Annotated in this window: 17 protein-coding genes; 11 read left to right on the top strand and 6 right to left on the bottom strand. The window is 60.4% G+C overall.

What is annotated here, in order from left to right; genetic code table 11:
- Positions 1–102: 102 nt before the first annotated feature.
- From lptF to pdxJ, 8 genes are all read left to right on the top strand, one after another.
- A complete protein-coding gene (gene lptF / locus PSH88_RS05860) occupies positions 103–1,221 on the top strand; it encodes an LPS export ABC transporter permease LptF (protein ID WP_305425314.1) in 1,119 nt (372 codons plus the stop codon).
- The gene (gene lptG, locus PSH88_RS05865; protein ID WP_038981672.1) at positions 1,214–2,275 is read left to right on the top strand and encodes an LPS export ABC transporter permease LptG; all 1,062 of its coding nucleotides are present in this window, start codon (positions 1,214–1,216) and stop codon (positions 2,273–2,275) included. Before lptF ends, lptG begins: the two co-directional genes overlap by 8 nt.
- Before the next feature lie 171 nt (positions 2,276–2,446).
- Positions 2,447–4,246 carry a translation elongation factor 4 gene (gene lepA, locus PSH88_RS05870; RefSeq protein ID WP_030129799.1) on the top strand — a complete coding sequence of 600 codons (1,800 nt, stop codon included), beginning with the start codon at positions 2,447–2,449 and terminating at the stop codon, positions 4,244–4,246.
- A 5-nt stretch (positions 4,247–4,251) separates the two neighbouring features.
- The gene (gene lepB, locus PSH88_RS05875) at positions 4,252–5,106 is read left to right on the top strand and encodes a signal peptidase I (protein WP_305425316.1); all 855 of its coding nucleotides are present in this window, start codon (positions 4,252–4,254) and stop codon (positions 5,104–5,106) included.
- A gap of 184 nt (positions 5,107–5,290) precedes the next feature.
- The gene (gene rnc, locus PSH88_RS05880) at positions 5,291–5,980 is read left to right on the top strand and encodes a ribonuclease III (protein ID WP_007905528.1); all 690 of its coding nucleotides are present in this window, start codon (positions 5,291–5,293) and stop codon (positions 5,978–5,980) included.
- Positions 5,973–6,875 carry a GTPase Era gene (era, locus tag PSH88_RS05885; protein WP_305425318.1) on the top strand — a complete coding sequence of 301 codons (903 nt, stop codon included), beginning with the start codon at positions 5,973–5,975 and terminating at the stop codon, positions 6,873–6,875. The genes rnc and era overlap by 8 nt, the downstream gene beginning before the upstream one ends.
- 172 nt (positions 6,876–7,047) lie before the next feature.
- Positions 7,048–7,737: a DNA repair protein RecO gene (gene recO / locus PSH88_RS05890; RefSeq protein ID WP_305425319.1), complete on the top strand. Its 690-nt coding sequence runs from the start codon at positions 7,048–7,050 to the stop codon at positions 7,735–7,737.
- A gap of 97 nt (positions 7,738–7,834) precedes the next feature.
- A complete protein-coding gene (gene pdxJ, locus PSH88_RS05895; protein ID WP_008004962.1) occupies positions 7,835–8,581 on the top strand; it encodes a pyridoxine 5'-phosphate synthase in 747 nt (248 codons plus the stop codon).
- Between the two features lie 128 nt (positions 8,582–8,709).
- Here the strand turns inward: pdxJ and mltF are convergent, their stop codons facing one another.
- Positions 8,710–10,170 carry a membrane-bound lytic murein transglycosylase MltF gene (gene mltF, locus PSH88_RS05900; protein ID WP_305425320.1) on the bottom strand — a complete coding sequence of 487 codons (1,461 nt, stop codon included), beginning with the start codon at positions 10,168–10,170 and terminating at the stop codon, positions 8,710–8,712.
- Between the two features lie 274 nt (positions 10,171–10,444).
- Here mltF and purL point away from each other — a divergent pair, with 274 nt between their 5' ends.
- From purL to PSH88_RS05915, 3 genes are all read left to right on the top strand, one after another.
- Positions 10,445–14,341 carry a phosphoribosylformylglycinamidine synthase gene (purL, locus tag PSH88_RS05905; protein ID WP_305425321.1) on the top strand — a complete coding sequence of 1,299 codons (3,897 nt, stop codon included), beginning with the start codon at positions 10,445–10,447 and terminating at the stop codon, positions 14,339–14,341.
- Positions 14,342–14,360: 19 nt separating this feature from the next.
- Positions 14,361–14,672, top strand: a complete 312-nt coding sequence (locus PSH88_RS05910) for a YqfO family protein (RefSeq protein ID WP_305425322.1) — start codon at positions 14,361–14,363, stop codon at positions 14,670–14,672.
- 839 nt (positions 14,673–15,511) lie between these two features.
- On the top strand, positions 15,512–15,913 hold the full coding sequence (locus PSH88_RS05915) for a DUF6124 family protein (RefSeq protein ID WP_305425323.1): 402 nt from the start codon (positions 15,512–15,514) through the stop codon (positions 15,911–15,913).
- A gap of 188 nt (positions 15,914–16,101) precedes the next feature.
- Here the strand turns inward: PSH88_RS05915 and nagE are convergent, their stop codons facing one another.
- The 5 genes from nagE to PSH88_RS05940 form a co-directional block, all read right to left on the bottom strand.
- The gene (gene nagE, locus PSH88_RS05920; RefSeq protein WP_305483484.1) at positions 16,102–17,817 is read right to left on the bottom strand and encodes an N-acetylglucosamine-specific PTS transporter subunit IIBC; all 1,716 of its coding nucleotides are present in this window, start codon (positions 17,815–17,817) and stop codon (positions 16,102–16,104) included.
- Between the two features lie 32 nt (positions 17,818–17,849).
- Positions 17,850–20,366 carry a phosphoenolpyruvate--protein phosphotransferase gene (gene ptsP, locus PSH88_RS05925; protein WP_305425325.1) on the bottom strand — a complete coding sequence of 839 codons (2,517 nt, stop codon included), beginning with the start codon at positions 20,364–20,366 and terminating at the stop codon, positions 17,850–17,852.
- 65 nt (positions 20,367–20,431) lie between these two features.
- Positions 20,432–21,454 carry an SIS domain-containing protein gene (locus tag PSH88_RS05930; RefSeq protein ID WP_305425327.1) on the bottom strand — a complete coding sequence of 341 codons (1,023 nt, stop codon included), beginning with the start codon at positions 21,452–21,454 and terminating at the stop codon, positions 20,432–20,434.
- Entirely contained in the window at positions 21,435–22,541 is a 1,107-nt protein-coding gene (nagA, locus tag PSH88_RS05935; RefSeq protein ID WP_305425329.1) for an N-acetylglucosamine-6-phosphate deacetylase, read from the bottom strand. The genes PSH88_RS05930 and nagA overlap by 20 nt, the downstream gene beginning before the upstream one ends.
- Positions 22,542–22,594: 53 nt before the next feature.
- On the bottom strand, positions 22,595–23,326 hold the full coding sequence (locus tag PSH88_RS05940; RefSeq protein WP_305425330.1) for a GntR family transcriptional regulator: 732 nt from the start codon (positions 23,324–23,326) through the stop codon (positions 22,595–22,597).
- Positions 23,327–23,472 lie beyond the last annotated feature (146 nt).

The raw sequence follows: 23,472 nt of genomic DNA on the forward strand, positions 1-23,472 counted from the left end.
TCACAGGATAATGCGCCATCTTTTTCGGCGGCTCTGCCCTGCGGGCCGACCGATACGTTTGTTTGTTTGGCCGCTTAGCCTGACAACCCTGGAGTGTCTGGTTTGATTGTCTTCCGTTATCTATCCCGCGAAGTCCTGTTGACCTTGAGCGCCGTCAGCGCCGTGCTGCTGGTCATCATCATGAGCGGACGCTTCATCAAATACCTCGCCCAAGCGGCCTCTGGCGCCCTGGATCCGGGCTCGCTGTTCCTGATCATGGGCTTTCGTCTGCCAGGTTTCCTGCAGTTGATCCTGCCTTTGGGGCTGTTTCTCGGGATCCTGCTGGCCTACGGTCGTCTGTACCTCGACAGCGAAATGACCGTGTTGTCGGCCACCGGCATGAGCCAGCAGCGGCTTTTTCGCATCACCCTGTTTCCGGCCACGCTGGTTGCGCTGGTGGTGGCATGGCTGAGCCTGAGCCTGGCGCCACAAGGTGCCAACCAGTTCCAGTTGCTGCTGAACAAACAGGACGCACTGACTGAATTCGATACCCTTGAGCCCGGCCGCTTCCAGGCCCTGCGCGACGGTACTCGGGTGACCTACACCGAGCAATTGTCGGATGACCGCATCAATCTGGGCGGCGTGTTCATTTCGCAAAAAAATGTAAACTCCGACAAAAAGGATCGAGGGATTTCCGTCCTGGTGGCCGAGAAGGGTCGTCAGGAAATTCGGCCCGACGGCAACCGTTACCTGATTCTCGACAACGGCTACCGCTACGACGGTAATCCGGGTCAAGCCGACTACCGCGCCATCAAATACGACGAGTACGGCGTATTGCTGCCCAAACCGGACGTCAGCGACGAAGTCACTGACCGTGACGCGATGACCACCCGCTCCTTGCTGGGCAATGATGACATCCGTTCGCGTACCGAACTGCAATGGCGTCTGTCTCTGCCGTTGCTGGTCTTCATCGTGACCCTGATGGCGGTGCCGCTGTCGCGGGTCAACCCGCGCCAGGGCCGTTTCCTCAAGCTGCTGCCGGCGATTCTTCTTTATATGGCTTACCTGACCATCCTGATTGCCGCTCGCGGCGCCCTCGAAAAGGGCAAGATCCCGTCGGCATTGGGCTTGTGGTGGGTGCATGCGATCTTCCTGGCCATCGGCCTGGGCTTGCTGTACTGGGAGCCGTTGCGCTTGAAGATGGCGAGTCGCCGCAGTGCGCTGGAGGTGGCCCGTGGATAAGCTCGATCGCTACATTGGTAGCAGCGTGTTCATGGCGATCCTGGCGGTATTGGGGATCATTCTGGGTCTGGCAACGCTGTTTGCCTTCATCGATGAGATGGGCGACGTCAGCGATACCTACACGCTGGCGGATGTCCTGAGCTATGTGCTGCTGACTGCGCCGCGCCGTCTGTACGACATGTTGCCGATGGCGGCGCTGATCGGTTGCCTGATCGGCCTCGGCAGCCTGGCCAGCCACAGTGAGCTGACCATCATGCGCGCTGCGGGCGTGTCGCTCGGGCGGATCGTCTGGGCTGTCATGAAGCCGATGCTGCTTTTGATGGCGGTGGGGCTGGTGATCGGTGAATACGTCGCGCCGGCCACGGAAGTTACCGCTCAGGCCAACCGCTCGCTGGCCCAGGGCAGTGGCGATGCGCAAAGCGCCAAACACGGTCTGTGGCACCGTCAGGGTGACGAGTTCATTCACGTCAACTCCGTGCAACCCAATGGTCTGCTGTACGGCGTGACCCGTTATCGCTTCGACGACCAACGCCACATGCTGTCTTCGAGTTTCGCCAAACGCGCGGAGTTCGACACGGATCACTGGCAACTGAGCGACGTCACGACCACGTTGTTCCATGAAAAGAACACCGAAGTAGTGACGACTCCGGTGGAGCGTTGGGAAGTAGCCCTGAGCCCGCAATTGCTGAGCACTGTGGTGATGGCGCCTGAATCACTGTCAATCACCGGTCTGTGGAGTTACATCCACTACCTGGCTGACCAGGGCCTGAGCAACGGTCGTTACTGGCTGGCGTTTTGGGTCAAGGTGTTGCAGCCGCTGGTGACCGCTGCATTGGTGCTGATGGCGATTTCCTTCATCTTCGGCCCGCTGCGTTCGGTGACCCTTGGTCAGCGGGTCTTTACCGGTGTGCTGGTGGGGTTCACCTTCCGCATCGTCCAGGATTTGCTCGGGCCTTCGAGCCTGGTATTCGGTTTCTCGCCGCTGTTTGCGGTGCTGGTACCGGCCGGTGTCTGTGCCCTGGCCGGGGTCTGGTTGTTGCGCCGGGCCGGTTGATCGCGGGTTTTCCCCGATGTGGCTTGTCACTCAAAACGCCCCTGTCGCAAGACCGGGGCGTTTTTGTAAGCGCCGTCTGACCTGCGAACGTGACGCTTGCGCCGTGGATCAGGTACAATTCCCGGCTATTTTTCGGCGGGCTATGCCTGCAGCCTTTTTGAGTGTTGATCCGTGAGTGATTTGAGTCATATCCGCAATTTCTCCATCATCGCCCACATTGACCATGGCAAGTCGACGCTGGCCGATCGCTTCATCCAGATGTGCGGCGGCCTTGCCGAGCGCGAAATGGAAGCCCAGGTGCTGGACTCCATGGACCTGGAACGTGAACGCGGGATCACCATCAAGGCCCACAGCGTCACCCTTTATTACACCGCCCGCGATGGCATCAAGTACCAGCTGAACTTCATTGATACCCCCGGCCACGTTGACTTCACCTATGAAGTCAGCCGTTCGTTGGCGGCCTGTGAAGGTGCGTTGCTGGTGGTCGATGCCGGTCAGGGCGTTGAAGCGCAGTCGGTTGCCAACTGCTACACGGCGATCGAGCAGGGCCTGGAAGTCATGCCAGTCCTGAACAAGATCGACCTGCCACAGGCCGATCCAGAGCGCGTCAAAGAAGAAATCGAGAAAATCATCGGCATCGACGCCACCGACGCGGTGGAGTGCTCTGCCAAGACCGGTCTGGGCGTCGACGAAGTGCTCGAGCGCCTCGTCACCACCATTCCTGCGCCGACCGGCAACATCGAAGATCCGCTGCAAGCGTTGATCATCGACTCTTGGTTCGACAACTACCTGGGCGTTGTTTCCCTGGTACGCGTGCGTCACGGTCGTGTGAAGAAGGGCGACAAGATCCTCGTCAAATCCACCGGCAAGATCCACCTGGTGGACAGCGTCGGTGTCTTCAACCCGAAACACACCGCCACCGTTGACCTGAAGGCCGGCGAAGTGGGTTTCATCATTGCCGGCATCAAGGACATTCACGGTGCACCGGTCGGTGACACCCTGACCTTGAGCTCCACGCCAGACGTTGACGTGCTGCCAGGCTTCAAGCGTATTCAGCCGCAGGTTTACGCCGGTCTGTTCCCGGTCAGCTCCGACGACTTCGAAGATTTCCGTGAAGCCCTGCAAAAGCTCACGCTCAACGACTCGTCCCTGCAGTACACCCCGGAAAGCTCCGACGCGCTGGGCTTCGGCTTCCGTTGCGGGTTCCTCGGCATGCTGCACATGGAAATCATCCAGGAGCGCCTGGAGCGCGAGTACGACCTGGACCTGATTACCACCGCGCCAACGGTAATTTTCGAGCTGCTGCTGAAAACCGGCGAAACGATTTACGTCGATAACCCGTCGAAGCTCCCGGACCTGTCGTCGATCGAAGACATGCGTGAACCGATCGTGCGGGCCAATATCCTTGTGCCGCAAGAGCACCTGGGTAACGTCATTACCCTGTGTATCGAAAAGCGTGGCGTGCAGCACGACATGCTGTTCCTGGGTAGCCAGGTACAAGTGACCTACGATTTGCCGATGAACGAAGTGGTCCTCGACTTCTTCGACCGTCTGAAATCCACCAGCCGTGGCTATGCTTCGCTGGATTACCATTTCGACCGTTATCAATCAGCTAATCTGGTGAAACTGGACGTGCTGATCAACGGCGACAAGGTCGATGCTCTGGCGCTGATCGTGCACCGTGACAACTCGCACTACAAAGGTCGCCAGTTGACCGAGAAGATGAAAGACCTGATTCCGCGGCAGATGTTCGACGTGGCAATCCAGGCCGCCATTGGTGGTCAGATTGTGGCGCGTACAACCGTCAAGGCACTCAGAAAGAACGTATTGGCCAAATGCTACGGTGGTGACGTCAGCCGTAAGAAAAAGCTGCTGGAAAAGCAAAAGGCCGGTAAAAAACGCATGAAGCAGGTCGGCAACGTGGAAATTCCACAAGAAGCCTTCCTTGCCGTGCTCAGGTTGGATAGTTAGGTCCTATGTCACTAAATTTCCCGCTGTTGCTGGTCATCGCCGTGTTCGTCTGCGGCCTGTTGGCGTTGCTCGATCTGCTGTTCCTGGCGCCACGGCGCCGGGCTGCCATTAACTCTTACCAGGGTAGCGTCAGCCAGGCTGACATGGTGGTGGTCGAGAAACTGAACAAAGAGCCGCTGCTGGTCGAATACGGCAAATCGTTCTTCCCGGTGTTGTTCATCGTGCTGGTGCTGCGTTCGTTCCTGGTGGAACCGTTCCAGATTCCTTCCGGCTCGATGAAACCGACCCTGGACGTCGGCGACTTCATTCTGGTGAACAAATTTTCTTACGGGATCCGCCTGCCGGTGATCGACAAGAAAATCATCGAAGTCGGTGATCCGCAGCGCGGCGATGTGATGGTGTTCCGCTACCCGAGCGACCCGAACGTCAACTACATCAAGCGTGTAGTGGGGCTGCCGGGCGACCAGATTCGTTACACCGCCGACAAGCGCCTGTTCGTCAACGGCGAGTCGATTGCCGAACAACTGGTTGGCTCCGAGCCGGGCACGTTGGGCAGTGCCGAGCTCTACAAGGAAAAACTCGGCATCGCCGAGCACCTGATCCGCAAGGAAATGAGCCGCTACCGCGCAGCACCGGATCGTTCGTGGACCGTGCCTGCCGGGCACTACTTCATGATGGGCGACAACCGCGACAACTCGAACGACAGTCGCTACTGGGATGACCCGAGCATTCCCAAGAATCTGCTGGGCATGGTTCCCGACAAGAATATCGTCGGCAAGGCCTTCGCAGTCTGGATGAGCTGGCCGGAACCCAAACTCAGTCACCTGCCGAATTTCTCGCGGGTTGGCCTGATCAAGTAATCACACACGGCGCTGTTGAACACAGCGCCGAATGCATTTCTGGAGTCGGCACAATCGGCGACAGAAGCATGAAAACAACGATATTCAGGACGTTATTTTTGAACACAGCGTTAATTGTCCCAAGCCTGCGCCGCACCACGGCGATGGCGGTGGAATCCAGCCACGAACTCAGCGTGGGTAAACCGTGAGCGTCTCCTTAAGCCGTCTAGAGCGTCAGCTCGGCTACACCTTCAAAGACCAGGAGCTGATGGTCCTGGCCCTGACTCACCGCAGCTTTGCCGGGCGCAACAACGAACGCCTGGAGTTCCTCGGTGATGCCATCCTCAACTTCGTCGCTGGCGAGGCGCTGTTCGATCGCTTCCCGCTGGCCCGCGAAGGCCAGTTGTCGCGTTTGCGCGCGCGCTTGGTGAAAGGTGAAACCCTGGCCGTACTGGCCCGTGGTTTCGACCTGGGCGAATACCTGCGCCTGGGCTCCGGCGAATTGAAAAGCGGCGGTTTCCGTCGCGAGTCGATTCTGGCCGATGCCCTGGAAGCGCTGATCGGTGCGATCTATCTGGACGCCGGCATGGACATGGCGCGCGAGCGCGTGCTGGCCTGGCTGGCCGGAGAGTTCGAAGGCCTGACGCTGGTCGACACCAACAAAGATCCGAAAACCCGCCTGCAGGAATTCCTGCAGTCCCGTGGTTGTGAGCTGCCGCGTTACGAAGTGGTGGATATCCAGGGTGAGCCGCATTGCCGGACGTTCTTCGTCGAATGTGAAATCATCTTACTGAATGAAAAAAGCCGAGGTCAGGGTGTGAGTCGTCGTATTGCCGAACAGGTAGCGGCCGCCGCAGCACTGATTGCCCTGGGTGTGGAGAATGGCAATGACTGATACAACCGCAACTCGCTGTGGCTATGTTGCCATCGTCGGCCGTCCCAACGTGGGCAAGTCCACGCTGCTGAACCACATTCTGGGTCAGAAGCTGGCGATCACCTCGCGCAAGCCGCAGACCACCCGTCACAACATGCTCGGCATCAAGACCGAAGGCGCCGTTCAGGCGATCTACGTCGACACCCCGGGCATGCACAAGGGCGGCGAAAAGGCCCTGAACCGCTACATGAACAAGACCGCTTCGGCGGCGTTGAAAGACGTCGACGTGGTGATCTTCGTGGTCGACCGCACCAAGTGGACCGACGAAGACCAGATGGTCCTCGAGCGCGTTCAGTACGTGACCGGCCCGCTGATCGTGGCGCTGAACAAGACTGACCGTATCGAAGACAAGGCCGAGCTGATGCCGCACCTGACCTGGTTGCAGGAACAGCTGCCGAACGCGCAGATCATGCCGATCTCGGCCCAGCACGGCCACAACCTGGACACGCTGGAGCGAGTGATCGCCGAGCACCTGCCGGAAAACGATCACTTCTTCCCGGAAGATCAGATCACTGACCGCAGCAGCCGCTTCCTCGCCGCCGAACTGGTGCGCGAGAAAATCATGCGCCAGTTGGGCGCCGAGCTGCCGTACCAGATCACTGTGGAAATCGAAGAGTTCAAGCAGCAGGGCAAAACCCTGCACATCCATGCCTTGATTCTCGTCGAACGTGACGGCCAGAAGAAAATCATCATTGGCGACAAGGGCGAGCGCATCAAGCGCATCGGCACCGAGGCGCGCAAGGACATGGAGCTGCTGTTCGACTCCAAGATCATGCTTAACCTGTGGGTCAAGGTTAAGGGCGGCTGGTCCGATGACGAACGCGCGCTGCGTTCGCTGGGTTACGGCGACCTGTAAACCCGGTCTGCGCTGCACCGTAGAACCCTGTGGGAGCGGGCTTGCCCGCGATGAGGATGTAACATTCAGCGCAGATGTTGAATGTAAGTCCGCCATCGCGGGCAAGCCCGCTCCCACATTGGTTTTGGGTTGTTTGTAAAACTGCGCTCTTTCATTGAGAACTGCGATTTCCATGTCGACCACCGCGCCAATCGGCCAACCCGCCTACGTCCTCCACAGCCGCGCCTACCGCGAAAGCAGTGCGCTGGTGGATTTCCTTACGCCGCAAGGTCGGCTGCGGGCGGTGTTGCGTAGCGCACGGGGTAAGGCCGGGACGTTGGCGCGGCCGTTCGTGCCGCTGGAAGTCGAGTTCCGTGGTCGGGGTGAGTTGAAAAACGTCGGTCGCATGGAAAGCGCCGGTGTTTCCACCTGGCTCAACGGCGAGGCACTGTTCAGCGGTCTCTACCTCAACGAATTGCTGATCCGTCTGCTACCCGCCGAAGACCCTCATCCCGCGGTTTTCGATCACTACGCCGCGACCTTGCTCGCCCTGGCCGAAGGCCGTCCGCTGGAGCCGTTGCTGCGCTCTTTCGAATGGCGCTTGCTCGACGACCTCGGTTACGGCTTTGCATTGAACACCGACATTCACGGCGACCCCATCGCGCCAGACGGCCTGTATCGCTTGCAAGTGGATGCAGGCCTGGAGCGGGTCTATCTGCTGCAACCGGGCCTGTTCAACGGCACTGAACTGCTGGCCATGGCCGATGCCGACTGGTCCGCGCCCGGTGCGCTGTCCGCTGCCAAGCGCTTGATGCGTCAGGCATTGGCCGTTCATCTGGGCGGTCGCCCTCTAGTCAGTCGCGAGTTGTTTCGCAAGCCATAGTTTCGCAGCCATAGGAACTGTTGATGCTTGCGTCAACAGACCCAAGCTCCCCGTGTATGCTGTGCACCGAACTTTCCCTTATTTCAGGAGCGCTTCCGTGACCACCAGCAATCGCATTCTTCTTGGCGTGAACATCGACCACGTTGCCACCCTGCGTCAGGCCCGGGGTACTCGCTACCCGGATCCGGTCAAGGCAGCGCTGGACGCGGAAGAGGCGGGCGCTGACGGCATCACCGTGCACCTGCGCGAAGACCGCCGGCACATCCAGGAGCGCGACGTGCTGCTGCTCAAGGACGTGCTGCAAACCCGCATGAACTTCGAAATGGGCGTCACCGAAGAAATGATGGCGTTCGCCGAACGCATCCGCCCGGCGCACATTTGCCTGGTCCCGGAAACCCGTCAGGAGCTGACCACCGAAGGCGGCCTGGACGTGGCAGGGCAGGAGGCGCGGATCAAGGCTGCGGTGGATCGCCTGGCGAAGATCGGCTGCGAAGTGTCGCTGTTCATCGACGCGGACGAGCGGCAGATCGAAGCGTCCCGCCGTGTCGGTGCACCGGCCATTGAGTTGCACACCGGGCGTTATGCGGACGCCGAGACGCCAACCGAAGTCGCTGAAGAGCTCAAGCGCGTGGCCGATGGCGTGGCATTCGGTCTGGCCCAGGGCCTGATCGTCAATGCCGGTCACGGCCTGCATTATCACAACGTCGAGGCTGTTGCGGCGATCAAGGGCATCAACGAACTGAACATCGGCCATGCGCTGGTGGCCCATGCGTTGTTCGTCGGGTTCAAGTCGGCGGTGTCGGAGATGAAGGCGCTGATTCTGGCGGCTGCGTTGAAAGGTTAGATCGGCGGCGCTGCCATCGCGGGCAAGCCACGCTCCCACGGGTCCGGGTTGAACGACAATTGTGTGCTCGACGCGGACCCGTGGGAGCGTGGCTTGCCCGCGATGGCGTCTTTGAAGGCGGCGAAGATTTAAAGCTGTGGGGTTTCCTGGCTCGGCTTGGTCTTGTCGACCCCCGGCACATGCAGGTTGCCCTCGGCGACCTGATTGCCTTCCAGCTGCGGCTGCGTGACCCACGTCAGGATGTCGTAGTAACGACGGATGTTCGCCACGAAATGCACCGGCTCGCCGCCACGGGCATAGCCATAGCGAGTCTTGCTGTACCACTGTTTCTGCGACAGGCGCGGCAGGATTTTCTTCACGTCCAGCCACTTGTCCGGGTTCATCCCTGCCTTGGCCGTCAGTTTGCGTGCGTCATCCAGATGACCGCTGCCAACGTTGTAGGCTGCGAGCGCGAACCACGTACGATCCGGCTCCTGGATCGACTCATCCAGTTGCTCCTTCATGTAGGCCAGGTACTTCGCGCCGCCCATGATGCTCTGTTTGGGGTCCAGGCGATTGGACACGCCCATGGCTTGCGCCGTGTTCTGGGTCAGCATCATCAATCCGCGCACGCCGGTCTTGGACGTGACCGCCGCTTGCCACAGTGATTCCTGATAACCGATCGCCGCCAACAAGCGCCAGTCGACTTTCTCTTTCTTGGCGTACGTCTTGAAATGCTGTTCGTACTTGGGCAACCGCTGCTGCAGATGCTGGGCGAAGGTGTAGGCGCCCATGTAACCCAACACGTCGACGTGCCCGTAATAGCGGTCTTTGAGGCGTTGCAGGGTGCCGTTTTTCTTCACTTTGTCGAGATAGGTATTGATCTCGTTGAGCAGGCTGTTGTCTTCGCCGGCGGCCACGGCCCAGCTCTGATTGCTGGCGTCACCGAGATCGAAGGCGACCCGTATGTTGGTGAAGTACACCTGGTTCATCGCGACTTCGTTGGAATCGACCAGAGTCAGGTCGATCTGGCCTTCATCGACCATGCGCAACAAGTCGACCACTTCAACCTGGTCGGATTCTTCGTACTGGATGCCAGGGGATTTCTTTTTCAGCTCCGCCAGTTGCTCGGCGTGGGTGCTGCCCTTGAGCACCATGATCTTCTTGCCGACCAGATCGCCTGCGTCGGTGGGCCGTGACTGGCCGTTGCGGTAGATGATCTGTGGGGTGACTTCAAGGTAAGAGTGGGAGAACCGCACCTGCTGTTTGCGTTGCTCGCTGCTGACCAGACCGGCAGCAGCCAGCACCGGGCCATTGGGCTTGCCCACCTGATTGAACAGATCGTCGAGGTTGTCGGCGGTTTCGATCTTGAGTTCGACCCCCAGATCGTCGGCGAAGCGCTTCACCAGCTCGTATTCGAAGCCGGTTTCACCGTTGCGATCCTGAAAGTAGGTGGCGGGACTGTTACGGGTAACCACCCGCAGCACGCCATCCTCCTTTACGCGCTCCAGCGTGTTGGGTTTATCAACACAGCCACCAAGCACCAGGAAGAGTCCGGTTGCGATCAGCCATTTGGCGTACCGCGGACGCAAAGCCGTTGGGGAAAACATCTGCGCAGTATACGCAAAGGACCACGAGCGCCATATCTCGACAGCGAAGGGCTTGTCTGCTAGAGAGTCTAAAACCCGCTTGGAGCCCGCAGGAATGGGCCCGAACAGCATTTCATGACAGAAAAAATAACCCGCGGCGCACACCTGTTTCAGGTCCGAATACCCGGCCCGACGTTCGGGTGCAGTCGTGCGTACCGTTTCGGGTGATGTCGCGGGCGGTTTAGGCTAGAATGCACGGCCTCAAAGCACACCCCTTCCCGAGGCTGTCCCGAAGATGTTGATCCTGCGCGGCGCTCCTGCCCTTTCTGCCTTTCGCCACAGCAAACTCCTTGAGCAACTGAGCCAGAAGGTTCCGGCTGTCAGCGGCTTGTATGCTGAATTCGCTCACTTCGCCGAAGTTAACGGCGTCCTGACCGGCGACGAACAGCAGGTGCTTGCGCGCCTTCTGAAGTACGGCCCAAGTGTTCCAGTACAAGAGCCAACCGGTCGTCTGTTTCTGGTGTTGCCGCGATTCGGCACCATTTCGCCGTGGTCCAGTAAAGCCAGCGACATCGCTCGCAACTGCGGCCTGACCAAGATCCAGCGTCTGGAGCGCGGTATCGCGTTCTACGTCGCCGGCCAGTTCAGCGATGCCGAAGCGCAGCTGATCGCAGGCGCCTTGCATGACCGCATGACCCAGATCGTATTGGACAACCTTGAACAAGCCGCCGGCCTGTTCAGCCACGCCGAGCCCAAGCCCCTGACCGCGATCGACGTGTTGGGTGGCGGCCGCGCCGCGCTGGAAAAAGCCAACACCGAGCTGGGCCTGGCCCTGGCCGAAGACGAGATCGACTACCTGGTCAACGCCTTCGTCGGCTTGAAGCGCAACCCGCACGACATCGAACTGATGATGTTTGCCCAGGCGAACTCCGAGCACTGCCGTCACAAGATCTTCAACGCCAGTTGGGACATCGATGGTCAGAGCCAGGAAAAAAGCCTGTTCGGCATGATCAAGAACACCTATCAAATGCACAGCGAAGGTGTTTTGTCGGCTTATAAGGACAACGCCTCGGTGATCGTCGGCTCCGTCGCCGGCCGTTTCTTCCCGGACCCTGAAACCCGCCAGTACGGCGCGGTGCAAGAACCGGTGCACATCCTGATGAAAGTCGAAACCCACAACCACCCGACAGCGATTGCCCCGTTCCCGGGCGCATCCACCGGTTCTGGCGGTGAGATTCGCGACGAAGGTGCAACCGGCCGCGGCGCCAAGCCAAAGGCTGGCCTGACTGGTTTCACCGTGTCCAACCTGCAAATCCCGGGTTTCGAACAGCCGTGGGAAGTGCCGTACGGCAAACCTGAGCGCATCGTTACCGCGCTGGACATCATGATCGAAGGCCCACTGGGTGGCGCCGCGTTCAACAACGAATTCGGTCGTCCGGCCCTGACCGGTTATTTCCGTACCTTCGAACAATCGATCACCACCCCGCGTGGCGACGAAGTTCGCGGTTACCACAAACCGATCATGCTGGCTGGCGGCATGGGTAACATCCGTGCCGAACACGTGCAGAAAGGCGAGATCACCGTCGGCTCCAAGCTGATCGTGCTCGGCGGCCCGGCAATGCTCATCGGCCTGGGCGGCGGTGCTGCCTCTTCCATGGCCACCGGCACCAGCTCGGCGGATCTGGATTTCGCATCCGTACAGCGCGAAAACCCTGAAATGGAACGTCGCTGCCAGGAAGTCATCGACCGTTGCTGGCAGTTGGGTGACAAGAACCCGATCAGCTTCATCCATGACGTGGGTGCGGGCGGTCTGTCCAACGCCTTCCCGGAACTGGTCAACGACGGCAACCGTGGCGGTCGCTTCGAACTGCGCAACATTCCAAACGACGAGCCGGGCATGGCCCCGCACGAAATCTGGAGTAACGAATCCCAGGAACGCTACGTTCTGGCAGTCGGCCCGGCGGACTTCGAACGCTTCCAGGCGATCTGCGAACGTGAGCGTTGCCCGTTTGCCGTAGTCGGCGAAGCTACTGCCGAACCGCAACTGACCGTGACCGACAGCCACTTCGGCAACAGCCCGGTGGACATGCCGCTCGAAGTGCTGCTGGGCAAAGCCCCGCGCATGCACCGTTCGGCCGTTCGCGAAAATGAATTGGGCGACGATTTCGATCCGTCGACCCTCGACATCGCCAACTGCGTCGAGCGTGTTCTGCATCACCCGGCCGTGGCCAGTAAAAGCTTCCTGATCACCATCGGCGACCGCACCATCACCGGTCTCGTGGCCCGTGATCAGATGGTTGGCCCGTGGCAGGTTCCGGTGGCCGACGTTGCCGTTACCGCCACCAGCTTCGACGTCTACACCGGTGAAGCCATGGCCATGGGCGAGCGTACTCCGCTGGCTCTGCTGGACGCTCCGGCGTCGGGCCGCATGGCCATCGGCGAAACCCTGACCAACATTGCGGCGTCGCGCATCGCCAAAATCTCCGACATCAAACTGTCGGCGAACTGGATGTCCGCCGCCGGTCACCCGGGTGAAGATGCGCGTCTGTACGACACCGTGAAAGCGGTCGGGATGGAATTGTGCCCGGAACTCGGCATCACCATTCCGGTGGGCAAGGACTCCATGTCCATGGCCACCCGCTGGAACGATGAAGGCGTCGACAAGACTGTGACCTCGCCGATGTCGCTGATCGTGACCGGTTTCGCCCCAGTGGCTGACATCCGCCAGACCATGACCCCGCAACTGCGCATGGACAAGGGCACCACCGACCTGATCCTGATCGACCTCGGTCGCGGTCAGAACCGTATGGGCGCTTCGATCCTCGCTCAGGTTCACGGCAAACTCGGCAAGCAGGCACCGGACGTCGATGACGCCGAAGACCTGAAAGCCTTCTTCGCCGTGATCCAGGGCCTCAACGCCGATGGTCACTTGCTGGCTTACCACGACCGTTCCGACGGTGGTCTGCTGACCAGCGTCGTAGAAATGGCCTTCGCCGGTCATTGCGGCCTGAGCCTGAACCTCGACGGTCTGGCAGAAACTTCCGCCGACATCGCCGCGATCCTGTTCAACGAAGAACTGGGTGCTGTGATCCAGGTTCGCCAAGATGCTACTCCAGACATCCTCGCGCAGTTCAGCGCGGCTGGCCTGGGCGACTGCGTGTCGGTGATCGGTCAGCCAATGAACAACGGCGAGATCAGCATCACTTTCAACGGCGATACCGTGTTCGAAGGTCAGCGTCGTCTGCTGCAACGTCAGTGGGCCGAGACCAGCTACCAGATCCAGCGTCTGCGTGATAACGCCGACTGCGCCGAACAAGAATTCGACGTGCTGCTGGAAGAAGACAACCCGGGCCTGAGCGTCAAGCTCAGCTACGACGTCAACCAGGACGTCGCCGCGCCTTACATCAAGAAAGGTATCCGCCCACAGGTTGCCGTGCTGCGTGAGCAGGGCGTCAACGGTCAGGTGGAAATGGCGGCCGCGTTCGACCGCGCCGGTTTCAACGCGATCGACGTGCACATGAGCGACATTCTGGCCGGCCGTGTCGACCTGAACGAGTTCAAAGGTCTGGTGGCTTGCGGCGGTTTCTCCTACGGCGACGTACTGGGTGCCGGCGAAGGCTGGGCCAAGTCCGCGCTGTTCAACAGCCGCGCTCGCGATGCCTTCCAGGGCTTCTTCGAACGTAACGACAGCTTCACCCTCGGCGTGTGCAACGGTTGCCAGATGATGTCCAACCTGCACGAGCTGATCCCGGGTAGCGAGTTCTGGCCGCACTTCGTGCGTAACCGTTCCGAGCAGTTCGAAGCTCGCGTGGCGATGGTACAGATCCAGGAATCGAACTCGATCTTCCTGCAGGGCATGGCCGGTTCGCGCATGCCGATCGCCATCGCGCACGGTGAAGGCCATGCCGAATTCGCCAGCGAAGAAGCGTTGCTGGAAGCCGATCTGTCGGGTTGCGTGGCGATGCGTTTCGTCGACAACCACGGCAAGGTCACCGAAAACTACCCGGCGAACCCGAACGGCTCGCCGCGCGGGATCACCGGTTTGACCAGCCGTGACGGTCGCGTGACCATCATGATGCCGCACCCGGAACGTGTATTCCGCGCCGTGCAGAACTCGTGGCGTTCGGAAGACTGGAACGAAGACGCACCTTGGATGCGTATGTTCCGTAATGCTCGCGTGTGGGTTAACTAAGAGCGGGGAGCTGATTGCCGTGTACAAGCTCTGCTTTTTTGTTCCGGCCAGTCATGTTGAAGTGGTCAAAAGCGCTGTATTCGCCGCCGGTGGCGGGCGGATCGGGGCTTATGATCACTGTGCGTGGCAGGTGTTCGGGTTGGGTCAGTTTCGTCCACTGGATGGCAGTCAGCCGTTCATTGGCGAAGCGGGGCAGGTCGAGCAGGTTGAGGAGTGGAAGGTTGAGCTGGTGGTCAGCGATGAGTTGATTCGGGCGGTGGTGGTGGCTCTGAAGCAGAGCCATCCCTATGAGACGCCGGCTTATGAGGTGTGGCGGTTGGAGGATTTCTGATTCTTCTGGCTGCTGAAATGAGAAACCCGCTGAAAGTGATTTCAGCGGGTTTTTTGTTGGCTGCGATTTGGGGCGTGGCGGCCTTAGGGCCGGCCAGGTTCTTGGTTGATTGAGTACATATCCATTTCTGCGGTGACGGCGGCTTATGGTTTCGCCCTTACGGCGAGTCCCTTTTGGCAAACGCCCCAAAAGGAACCAAAAGGTCTCGCCCCAAGCGTCCGGCCCCTCGCTGAGGCTCGGCGTTCCTTCGTTCCGGTATCCATCTGGGGGCATCGCCCTACGGTCTGCTTCGCTACGACCTACATGCGATGGGTTCGACTGCGTCGAACGGCGCTGCGCGCCAATCCCCAGATGAACACCTCCACTCAGCCTCCCGAAGGGGCGGGCAGATCAAAATCAAAAGCCAGATCAAAAGCTGCAGGCGAGCTAACGCTCGGCCTGTTGAGTGGTGAGGGGCAAGTACACACCGCTCCACTGTGGGAGCGGGCTTGCCCGCGATGGCGACCTCACAGGCAACGACGTTTATTGATCGGTAAAAACATCAGAACCTTCCCACAAGTCTTTCAGGTTGTGCGTCGGAAGTGCGTTCTCTAACCTTTGGCTGTCGCTGCCAATTCAGTGACCGGGACTGCAAGCCCGCCGATAGTTTGTTAGACACCTTTAAGCGCACCTATAATCGTGGCGCTTAAATCAATGGTCATCGATTTATGGTGGCTGTGTGCGGGAGACCTTCGGGTCTGCCGGGGCCTAACAACTCGGTCTTGCAGACCCGCGCACAGCTGCCACCCATCATCTGCAAGTGATGCTGGTAGCTCCAACTTTTTGTTAGGAGTTTCACAATGATCAAAGACAGCCCAAATCCTCCAGAAACAGACTTAGAAACAGACGTAGAAACAAACATGGAAAACGAATCCGTTTCCCCCTACGCCTGCCTCAATTCCAAAAAACTCCACGACGCAGCAATCCGTGCACTCGATCACTATCTCGCACCACCTTCCCGGAAGAAGGCCAAAGCCGACCAGCGTCCAAGTACGATTTTCGTCGTCGCGCCCAACGTAGATTCCGAAACCCTGCTGGCCCATGCCTGTGAAACCTTGGCCTCGGCGAATGTCATGGCCAGTGAGTTGGCGTTCGATCTCACCGGCCCAGCGTGCAATCTGGCATTGGGGATTCAGCAGATGATTTCCCTGGCGGAGTTGTCGGTGAACCGGGTGCTGGATCATCTGGACCCGCAGGGGTAGAGCAATGAAAAAGCCCGCTGAACTTGGAACGGTCAGCGGGCTTTGAGATTTGCGGTGTTCGTGAGGGCCTCTTCGCGAGCAAGCCCGCTCCCACATTTTGACCGAGTCGGTCATAAGAATTACGAACGCCGCCGATCTACTGTGGGAGCGGGCTTGCTCGCGAAAGCCGACTCTCAGGCGCCAAAAATCTAAACCCTGGCACTCACTTCATTACGATTGATCAACATCTCCAGCGCACAACTCAAACTCGCTGCCTTATCACCAATCAGCAGATGCCAAACCCCACCGTCCAATTGACTGACACCCAGGCAACCAAGCGCTTTCAACTGGCCCTCCGACAACGCCTTGCCATCCGCCAGTTGCAGCCGAATCCGGGTCATGGCCACGCAATCCATTTGCAGCACATTGTCGCCGCCGCCCAGTGCCTTCAGCCATTGCTGGGCCTCTGTGTTCGCCACAACGGCAGGTTCAGGTACGTCGATAACGCCAGCAGGGGAGGCGATAACCGCGCGTCCTAAAGCCGGCATTGCCAACCGGATCTCATCGGCAATGCTGTCTGCCATCGGCCCGACCACCACTTGCAAACTTCCGCCCTTGCCCGGACGAACAACAGCCATCGCGCCCAACGCTTTCAAGTCCGCATCGGATGCCTTGTTGCGATCAACCATGTCCAGCCGCAACCGTGTCGTACACGCACCCACCGTGATCAAATTATCCGCACCACCCAGCGCCTTGATGTAAGCCCCGGCGCGCTCATTCTCGGAGATCACCACCTTGTCGCCGGTCGGCACATCTTCACGCCCCGGCGTCTTCAAATTGAATCGACGAATACAGAAATCAAACACAACGTAGTAGATCACCGCATACGCCAGCCCTACCGGGACCACTCGCCAGCCATTGGTGGATTCACCCCAACCCAGGACCATGTCGATGAAGCCGCCTGAGAACGTAAAGCCCAGGTGAATGTTCAACAGATTGGTGACGGCCATCGACAACCCCGTCAGCAGCGCATGAAGCAAAAACAGCATCGGTGCGAGGAACATGAAGGCGAATTCGATCGGTTCGGTGACGCCGGTCAAAAACGAGGTCAGGGCCATGGACAAGAAAATCCCGCCCATGACTTTGCGCCGTTCCGGCAGGGCGTTGCGGTACATCGCCAGGCAGGCGGCGGGCAGGCCGAAGATCATCATCGGGAACATGCCGGTCATGAACTGGCCACCTTTCGGGTCGCCGGCAAAGTAGCGCGACAGGTCGCCCGTCACTAGGGCGCCGGTGGTCGGGTCGGTGAAGTTGCCGAACACGAACCACGCCATGTTGTTGAGGATGTGGTGCAGGCCGGTGACGATCAGCAGGCGGTTGAACACGCCGAAGACGAAAGCACCGAAGCTGCCACTCTCCATCATTAATGTGCCGAAGCCATTGATGCCGTGCTGGATCGGCGGCCAGATGAACCCGAAGACGACGCCCAGGCCGACGGCGGCGAACCCGGTGACGATAGGCACAAAACGTCGACCGCCGAAGAACGCCAGGTATTCCGGCAGCTTGATGTCTTTGAAGCGGTTGTACAGCGCACCGGCCATCAGGCCGCTGACGATCCCGGCCAGCATGCCCATGTTGATGCTCGAGTCGAGCACCTTGAGGGTGGAGATCATCACCAGATAACCAATGACCCCGGCCAGGCCTGCGGTGCCATTGTTGTCCTTGGCGAAACCGACCGCGATGCCGATGGCGAAGATCAATGCCAGGTTGGCGAAGATCACTTGACCGGCATCGTGAATGATCGCGATGTTCAGCAGGTCAGTGTCGCCGAGGCGCAGCAGTAATCCTGCGATCGGCAGGATCGCGATCGGCAGCATCAGCGCGCGACCGAGGCGCTGCAGGCCTTCGATGAAGTATTGGTACATGGCGGATCTCCCTGGGTTCTTATCGTTGTTGTTCAGCTCAGAGGCCATTGCTGGTGACAGGCGTGACGCACCGCGCTGGCACTGCTCAGCTTGAGCAGGTCCTGGCTGATGCGTCGGCATTCATCGGCGTCGAGATGGCGAACGCGGTCCTTGATTTCGCCGATCTGCACCGGGCTCACCGACAACTCGCTGACCCCCAGGCCAATCAATACGGGCGTGGCCAGTGGATCGGAGGCGAGGGCACCGCAAACACCGACCCAACGGTTATGCACCGCCGCACCCGCGCAGGACTGGGCGATCAGCCGCAGCAGTGCCGGGTGCATCGCATCGACGCGGGAGGCGAGGCCGGCGTGGTCGCGGTCCATGGCCAGGGTGTATTGGGACAAGTCGTTGGTGCCGATCGACAGAAAGTCCGCGTGTTCGGCCAGCTGCTCGGCCAGCAACGCAGCGGCCGGAACTTCGATCATGACGCCCAGTTCCGGGCGCTCACTCACACCGAGTTCAATGCACAAAGCGTCGAGGCGCTGACGGATGTGCAGCAGTTCATCGACTTCGGTGACCATCGGCAACAGGATCCGGCAACGCGACAGCGGGCTGACCTGCAGCAGTGCGCGCAGTTGCTGATCCAGCAGTTCCGGGCGAACCTGAGCCAGGCGAATGCCGCGCAAACCGAGCACCGGATTCGCTTCGATGGGAAGCGGCAAATAGTCGAGTTGCTTGTCGCCGCCGACGTCGATGGTGCGGATGATCACCGACTTGTCACCCATGGCATCGAGCACGGCTTGATAGGCAGTGCGCTGCTCCTGTTCGTCCGGCGCGGTGTTGCGGTCCACAAACAGAAATTCGGTGCGCAGCAGGCCGACGCCATCGGCGCCATTGGCCAGTGCATCGGCTGCTTCAGCGCTGGAAGCGACATTGGCGGCGACTTCGATGTGCACACCATCAAGTGTCAATGCGGGGGTGTGAGCCTGAGCCTGTTGAAGCGCGCGACGTTGCTGATGATCGAGTTGCGCCTGATGCACCTCGGCCAGGCGTGCGGCGTTGGGCGTCAGTTCCAGGCGGCCGCCGTCGGCATCGAGCACCACCGCTTGACCTTGCTCCTGATCCAGCAGAGTCGACCCCAGCGCAACCATGCACGGCAAGCCTTTACCGCGAGCCAGAATCGCCACATGGGACGTCGCGCCGCCCTCGACCATGCACAACCCCGCCACACCTTGCTGGCTCAATTGCAGCAGGTCGGATGGCGTCAGTTCATGGGCCGCGACGATGGCGCCGGCCGGCACGTCGTAATGCCAGGTTTCACCGAGCAGAGCGCGCAGCACGCGTTGTTTGAGGTCGCGCAGGTCGTTGGCGCGTTCGGCCAGCAGCGGGCTGCCGAGTTGCTGAAGCGCCTCGCACTGCACGTCGATGGATTGGCTCCAGGCATGAGTCGCAGCGATGCCTTGGTCGATGGACTGATGGGCCGCATCGAGCAGCGCCGGGTCTTCGAGCAGCGCCAGGTGCGCGGCGAAGATGGCTTCTTCGTCGGTATTCTTGTGCTTTTTGGCGTGGGCCAGCGTGCCGTCGATTTCGCCCTGGACTTGGGTCAGCGCAGCGTCGAGAGCATGACGTTGTTGCTCGGGATCATGATTGCCGCCCTCCATGGGCAGACTGATCGAGTTCAGACGAAACAACGGCCCTGCCACCAGACCGGGAGCGGCGCACACACCGTGCAGCACGCCCGCTTCGGCGGGGCGATTGCGTTGGACCATCGGTGCTGGCGCAGCGGCGTTGCTGTCTTCGGTCAGGGCTGTAGATAATGCGGCCAACAGGGCCTGCAGTGCGGCCTCGGCGTCCGGTCCCTGGCAACTGACTTTGATTTCATCTTGCTCACCAACGGCCAGCCCCATCAGGCCAATCAAACTGTCACAGGCCGCCGATTTACCGGCGAAGTGCAGCGAAGATTTGCTCGTGAACTGTTGGGCGGTCTGGCGGATCAGCGCGGCAGGCCGGGCGTGCAGGCCGCCGCGATGGGCGACATGAACATGCCCCTGAACCTCGATGCCGACGACCTCAATGTCGATCTGCACACCGTTGGCCACTTTCGGCACGATATGCAGCAATGGATCGCCGACCTTTACCGATTTCAGCGTAATCGGTCGCGTCTGAAAGTCTTGGCTGTTGGTCAGGATCATCAGGCTGACCAGGCTTTTGCACTGCTGTGCGACCTGGTCCAGGTCATAGCGCAACAGCGGCTGGCCATTGCTGACGCGCGCCCCTTCCTTGACCAGCATCGAGAAACCGACGCCCTGCAACTCGACCGTATCGAGGCCCAGGTGCAGCAGCAACTCGGCGCCATTATCGGCGCGCAAGGTGATGGCGTGACCGGTGCGGGCGACGTGGGTCACGACCGCTTCACAGGGTGAGTACAGGGTGTCGTTCAGCGGATCGATGGCGATCCCGTCGCCCATCGCGCCGCTGGCGAACACCGGGTCCGGGACTTTGGCGAGTGTGAGCACCGGGCCGCTGAGCGGGGCGCTGAGGGTCAGCTCTTTATTGTTGTTGTGCATGGCTCGGTCTCATTTATAAAAAACGACGGTTCGGAGCAACTCAGGGTTGTTCGCTTGCCGTTCGACTAGTGCGTGCGCGTCACTTTGCTCAAATGACGCGGCTGGTCCGGGTCCATGCCTCGGGCGACGGCCAAGCCTGCGGCCATGACGTAGAAACTCTGGATCGCCAGAATCGGGTCCAGGGCCGGGTGTTCGGCGCGGCTCAGGGTCAGATCGCGTTCGGCGACGTCATCTGGCGCGGCCAGTAGCACTCGGGCACCGCGCTGGCGCATGTCGGCGGCCAGGCTCAGCAACCCGGCCTGCTCGGCGCCGCGCGGGGCGAAGATCAGCAATGGGTAGTTTTCGTCGATCAACGCCATCGGGCCGTGCCGGACTTCGGCGCTGCTGAAGGCTTCGGCCTGGATCGCCGAGGTTTCCTTGAATTTGAGCGCCGCTTCCTGGGCAATGGCGAAACCGGCGCCACGGCCGATCACCATCAAGCGCTGACAATCACGCAACGCATCGATGGCCAGGCTCCAGTCCTGTTTTGCCGCTTCGCGCAGACCTTCCGGCAGGGCAAGGCCTGCTTCCAGCAACTCCGCGTCTTCTTTCCAGTGGGCGATCAGGCGGGCGCTGGCGGTGAGGGTGGCGATAAAACTTTTGGTCGCGGCGACGCTGCTTTCCGTGCCGGCGCACAGCGGCAAGCTGAATTCGCAGGCCGCTTCCAACGGCGAGTTCTCGGCGTTGACCATGGAAATGCTCAAGGCACCGCGCTTGCGCAGCAGACGCAGGCTGTTCACCAGATCCGGACTTTGCCCCGACTGCGAGAAGGCGAACGCGACCTGGCCGCTGACCTTCAACGGTGCTTGCTGCATGGTCACCACCGACATCGGTAGCGATGCCACCGGAATGCCCAGTTGCTGCATGGTCAGGTAGGCAAAGTAGCTCGCCGCATGGTCGGAGCTGCCGCGAGCGACAGTCATCGCCACTTGCGGCGGCTGACGACGCAGGCGTCCGGCGATCTCGATCATCTGCGGGTCGAGTTGCTGCAATTGGGCTTGCACGGCCTCGAAGGAGGACAGCGCCTCTTCAAGCATTTTTGAAGTCAATGTCTTCTCCTTCGACCATGACGGCGGTCAGTGTGAGTGAGCGATCCAGCCGCACGCAGTCGGCCCAGGCGCCGGGTTGCAGGCGTCCGCGTTCTTGAAGGCCGAGGTAATCGGCGGGGAATTGCGAAAGTCGTTGCGAGGCCTCGCTGATCGGTAAACCGATCTTCACCAGGTTGCGCAGGGCTTGGTCCATGGTCAGGGTGCTGCCAGCCAGCGTGCCGTCGGGCAGGCGCACACCACCCAGGCATTTGGTCACGGTGTGGCTGCCGAGTTTGTATTCACCGTCGGGCATGCCGGCGGCGGCGGTGGAATCGGTGACGCAATACAGGCACGGGATCGAGCGCAGGGCCACGCGGATCGCGCCGGGATGCACGTGCAGCAAATCCGGAATCAGCTCGGCGTACTTGGCGTGGGCCAGCGCTGCGCCGACGATGCCCGGCTCGCGGTGGTGCAGCGGGCTCATGGCGTTGTAGAGGTGGGTGAAACTGCTGGCCCCGGCCGCAAGTGCGGCGACGCCTTCCTCATAACTGCCCAGCGTATGGCCGATTTGCATGCGCACGCCACGAGCGCTGAGGGCGCGAATCAAACCGTCGTGGCCGGCGATTTCCGGGGCGATGGTGATCACCCTGATCGGCGCCAGCGCCAGGTATTCTTCGACTTCGGCCATCAACGCGGTGTGGGCGAAATTCGGCTGAGCGCCGAGTTTGCCGGGGTTGATGTATGGGCCTTCCAGATGCACGCCGAGGACTCGGGCGCTGCCTTTGGGCCGCTGCTCGCAGAACTCGCCGACGTCCTTGAGCACTCGCGAGATCTCTTCGTTCGGCGCAGTCATGGTGGTCGCCAGCAGCGACGTAGTGCCAAAGCGCACGTGGGTTTTGGTAATGGTTTCGAAGGCGGGCGTGCCTTCCATGATGTCTTTGCCACCGCCGCCGTGAACGTGCAGGTCGATGAAACCCGGCAACAGGTAAGGCAGGTCGTTGTCCGCCGGATCGCACGGCTGGCCTTCGATGGACACGACCTTGCCGTGTTCGTGGATCAGCCGGCCGCGAACCCAGCCGTGGGCGGTGAGGATGTTGTCTTCGGACATGATCGGTTCTCGTTTGCTCGTTTGGCAACGAAGCTCTTTATCGACGGAGCTCTTTATCTGCGAAGCTCTGCGACAAAGTCGTAGTAGTCGTTGCGGCAATAGGTGTCGGTGACTTCGATTGGCGTGTTGTCTTCCAGGTAGCCGACCCGGGTCATCAGCAGCATGGCGGTGCCGGGAGCGATGCCCACCAGGGCGGCGAATTCGTCCGAGGCGTTGATCGCCTGAATGTGTTGCAGGGCGCGGACCACCGGTTTGCCGATGCCGTCGAGGTATTCGTAGAGGGAATCGCCCACCGCTTGCGGCTTGGGAATGATCGAGGCGGGCAGGGTGCTCATCTCGATTGCCATCACTGTGTCGTCGGCTTTGCGCAAGCGTTTGAGCCGCGCAACCTTGTCGTTGGGCGACAGGCCGAGACGGATCAGTTCTTCGTGGGTCGGCGGGGTGATTTCCCGTTCCAGCCATTGTGAGCCGGGGACGAAGCCCTTGAGCCGGAGCATTTCACTGAACCCCGAGAGCCGCGACAGCGGTTGTTCCAGGCGTGGGGTGATGAACGTGCCGGAGCCTTGATTGCGGCGGATCAGGCCTTGCTCGAACAGCACTTCCAGTGCTTTGCGCGCGGTGACGCGAGAGATACCCAGCAGTTCGCTGAGGTTGCGTTCTGACGGCATCGCCTGTTCGGCTTTCCACTGGCCGGCATGGATCGCCGCTTCCAGATTGCGCGCCAGTTGCAGGTACAACGGCGTGGGCTGTGTGTCGTCAGGGCGTAGGGCCTGGAGGTCATTCATGTAGGTTTGGTCCGATGCGGATGTAGGTTGTTGTCGCCCGGTTGTGGGACGAAATCTAATACCACTTAAATACCATGTCAATGCCAGTACTTTGCTGTGGGCGCAGCAAAGCCGGGCCTGCTGAAGGCTCTTAAGGGGGGCAGGTT

This window comes from Pseudomonas wuhanensis, from assembly GCF_030687395.1.
In the GTDB taxonomy this organism is placed as follows: Bacteria; Pseudomonadota; Gammaproteobacteria; order Pseudomonadales; family Pseudomonadaceae; genus Aquipseudomonas; species Aquipseudomonas wuhanensis.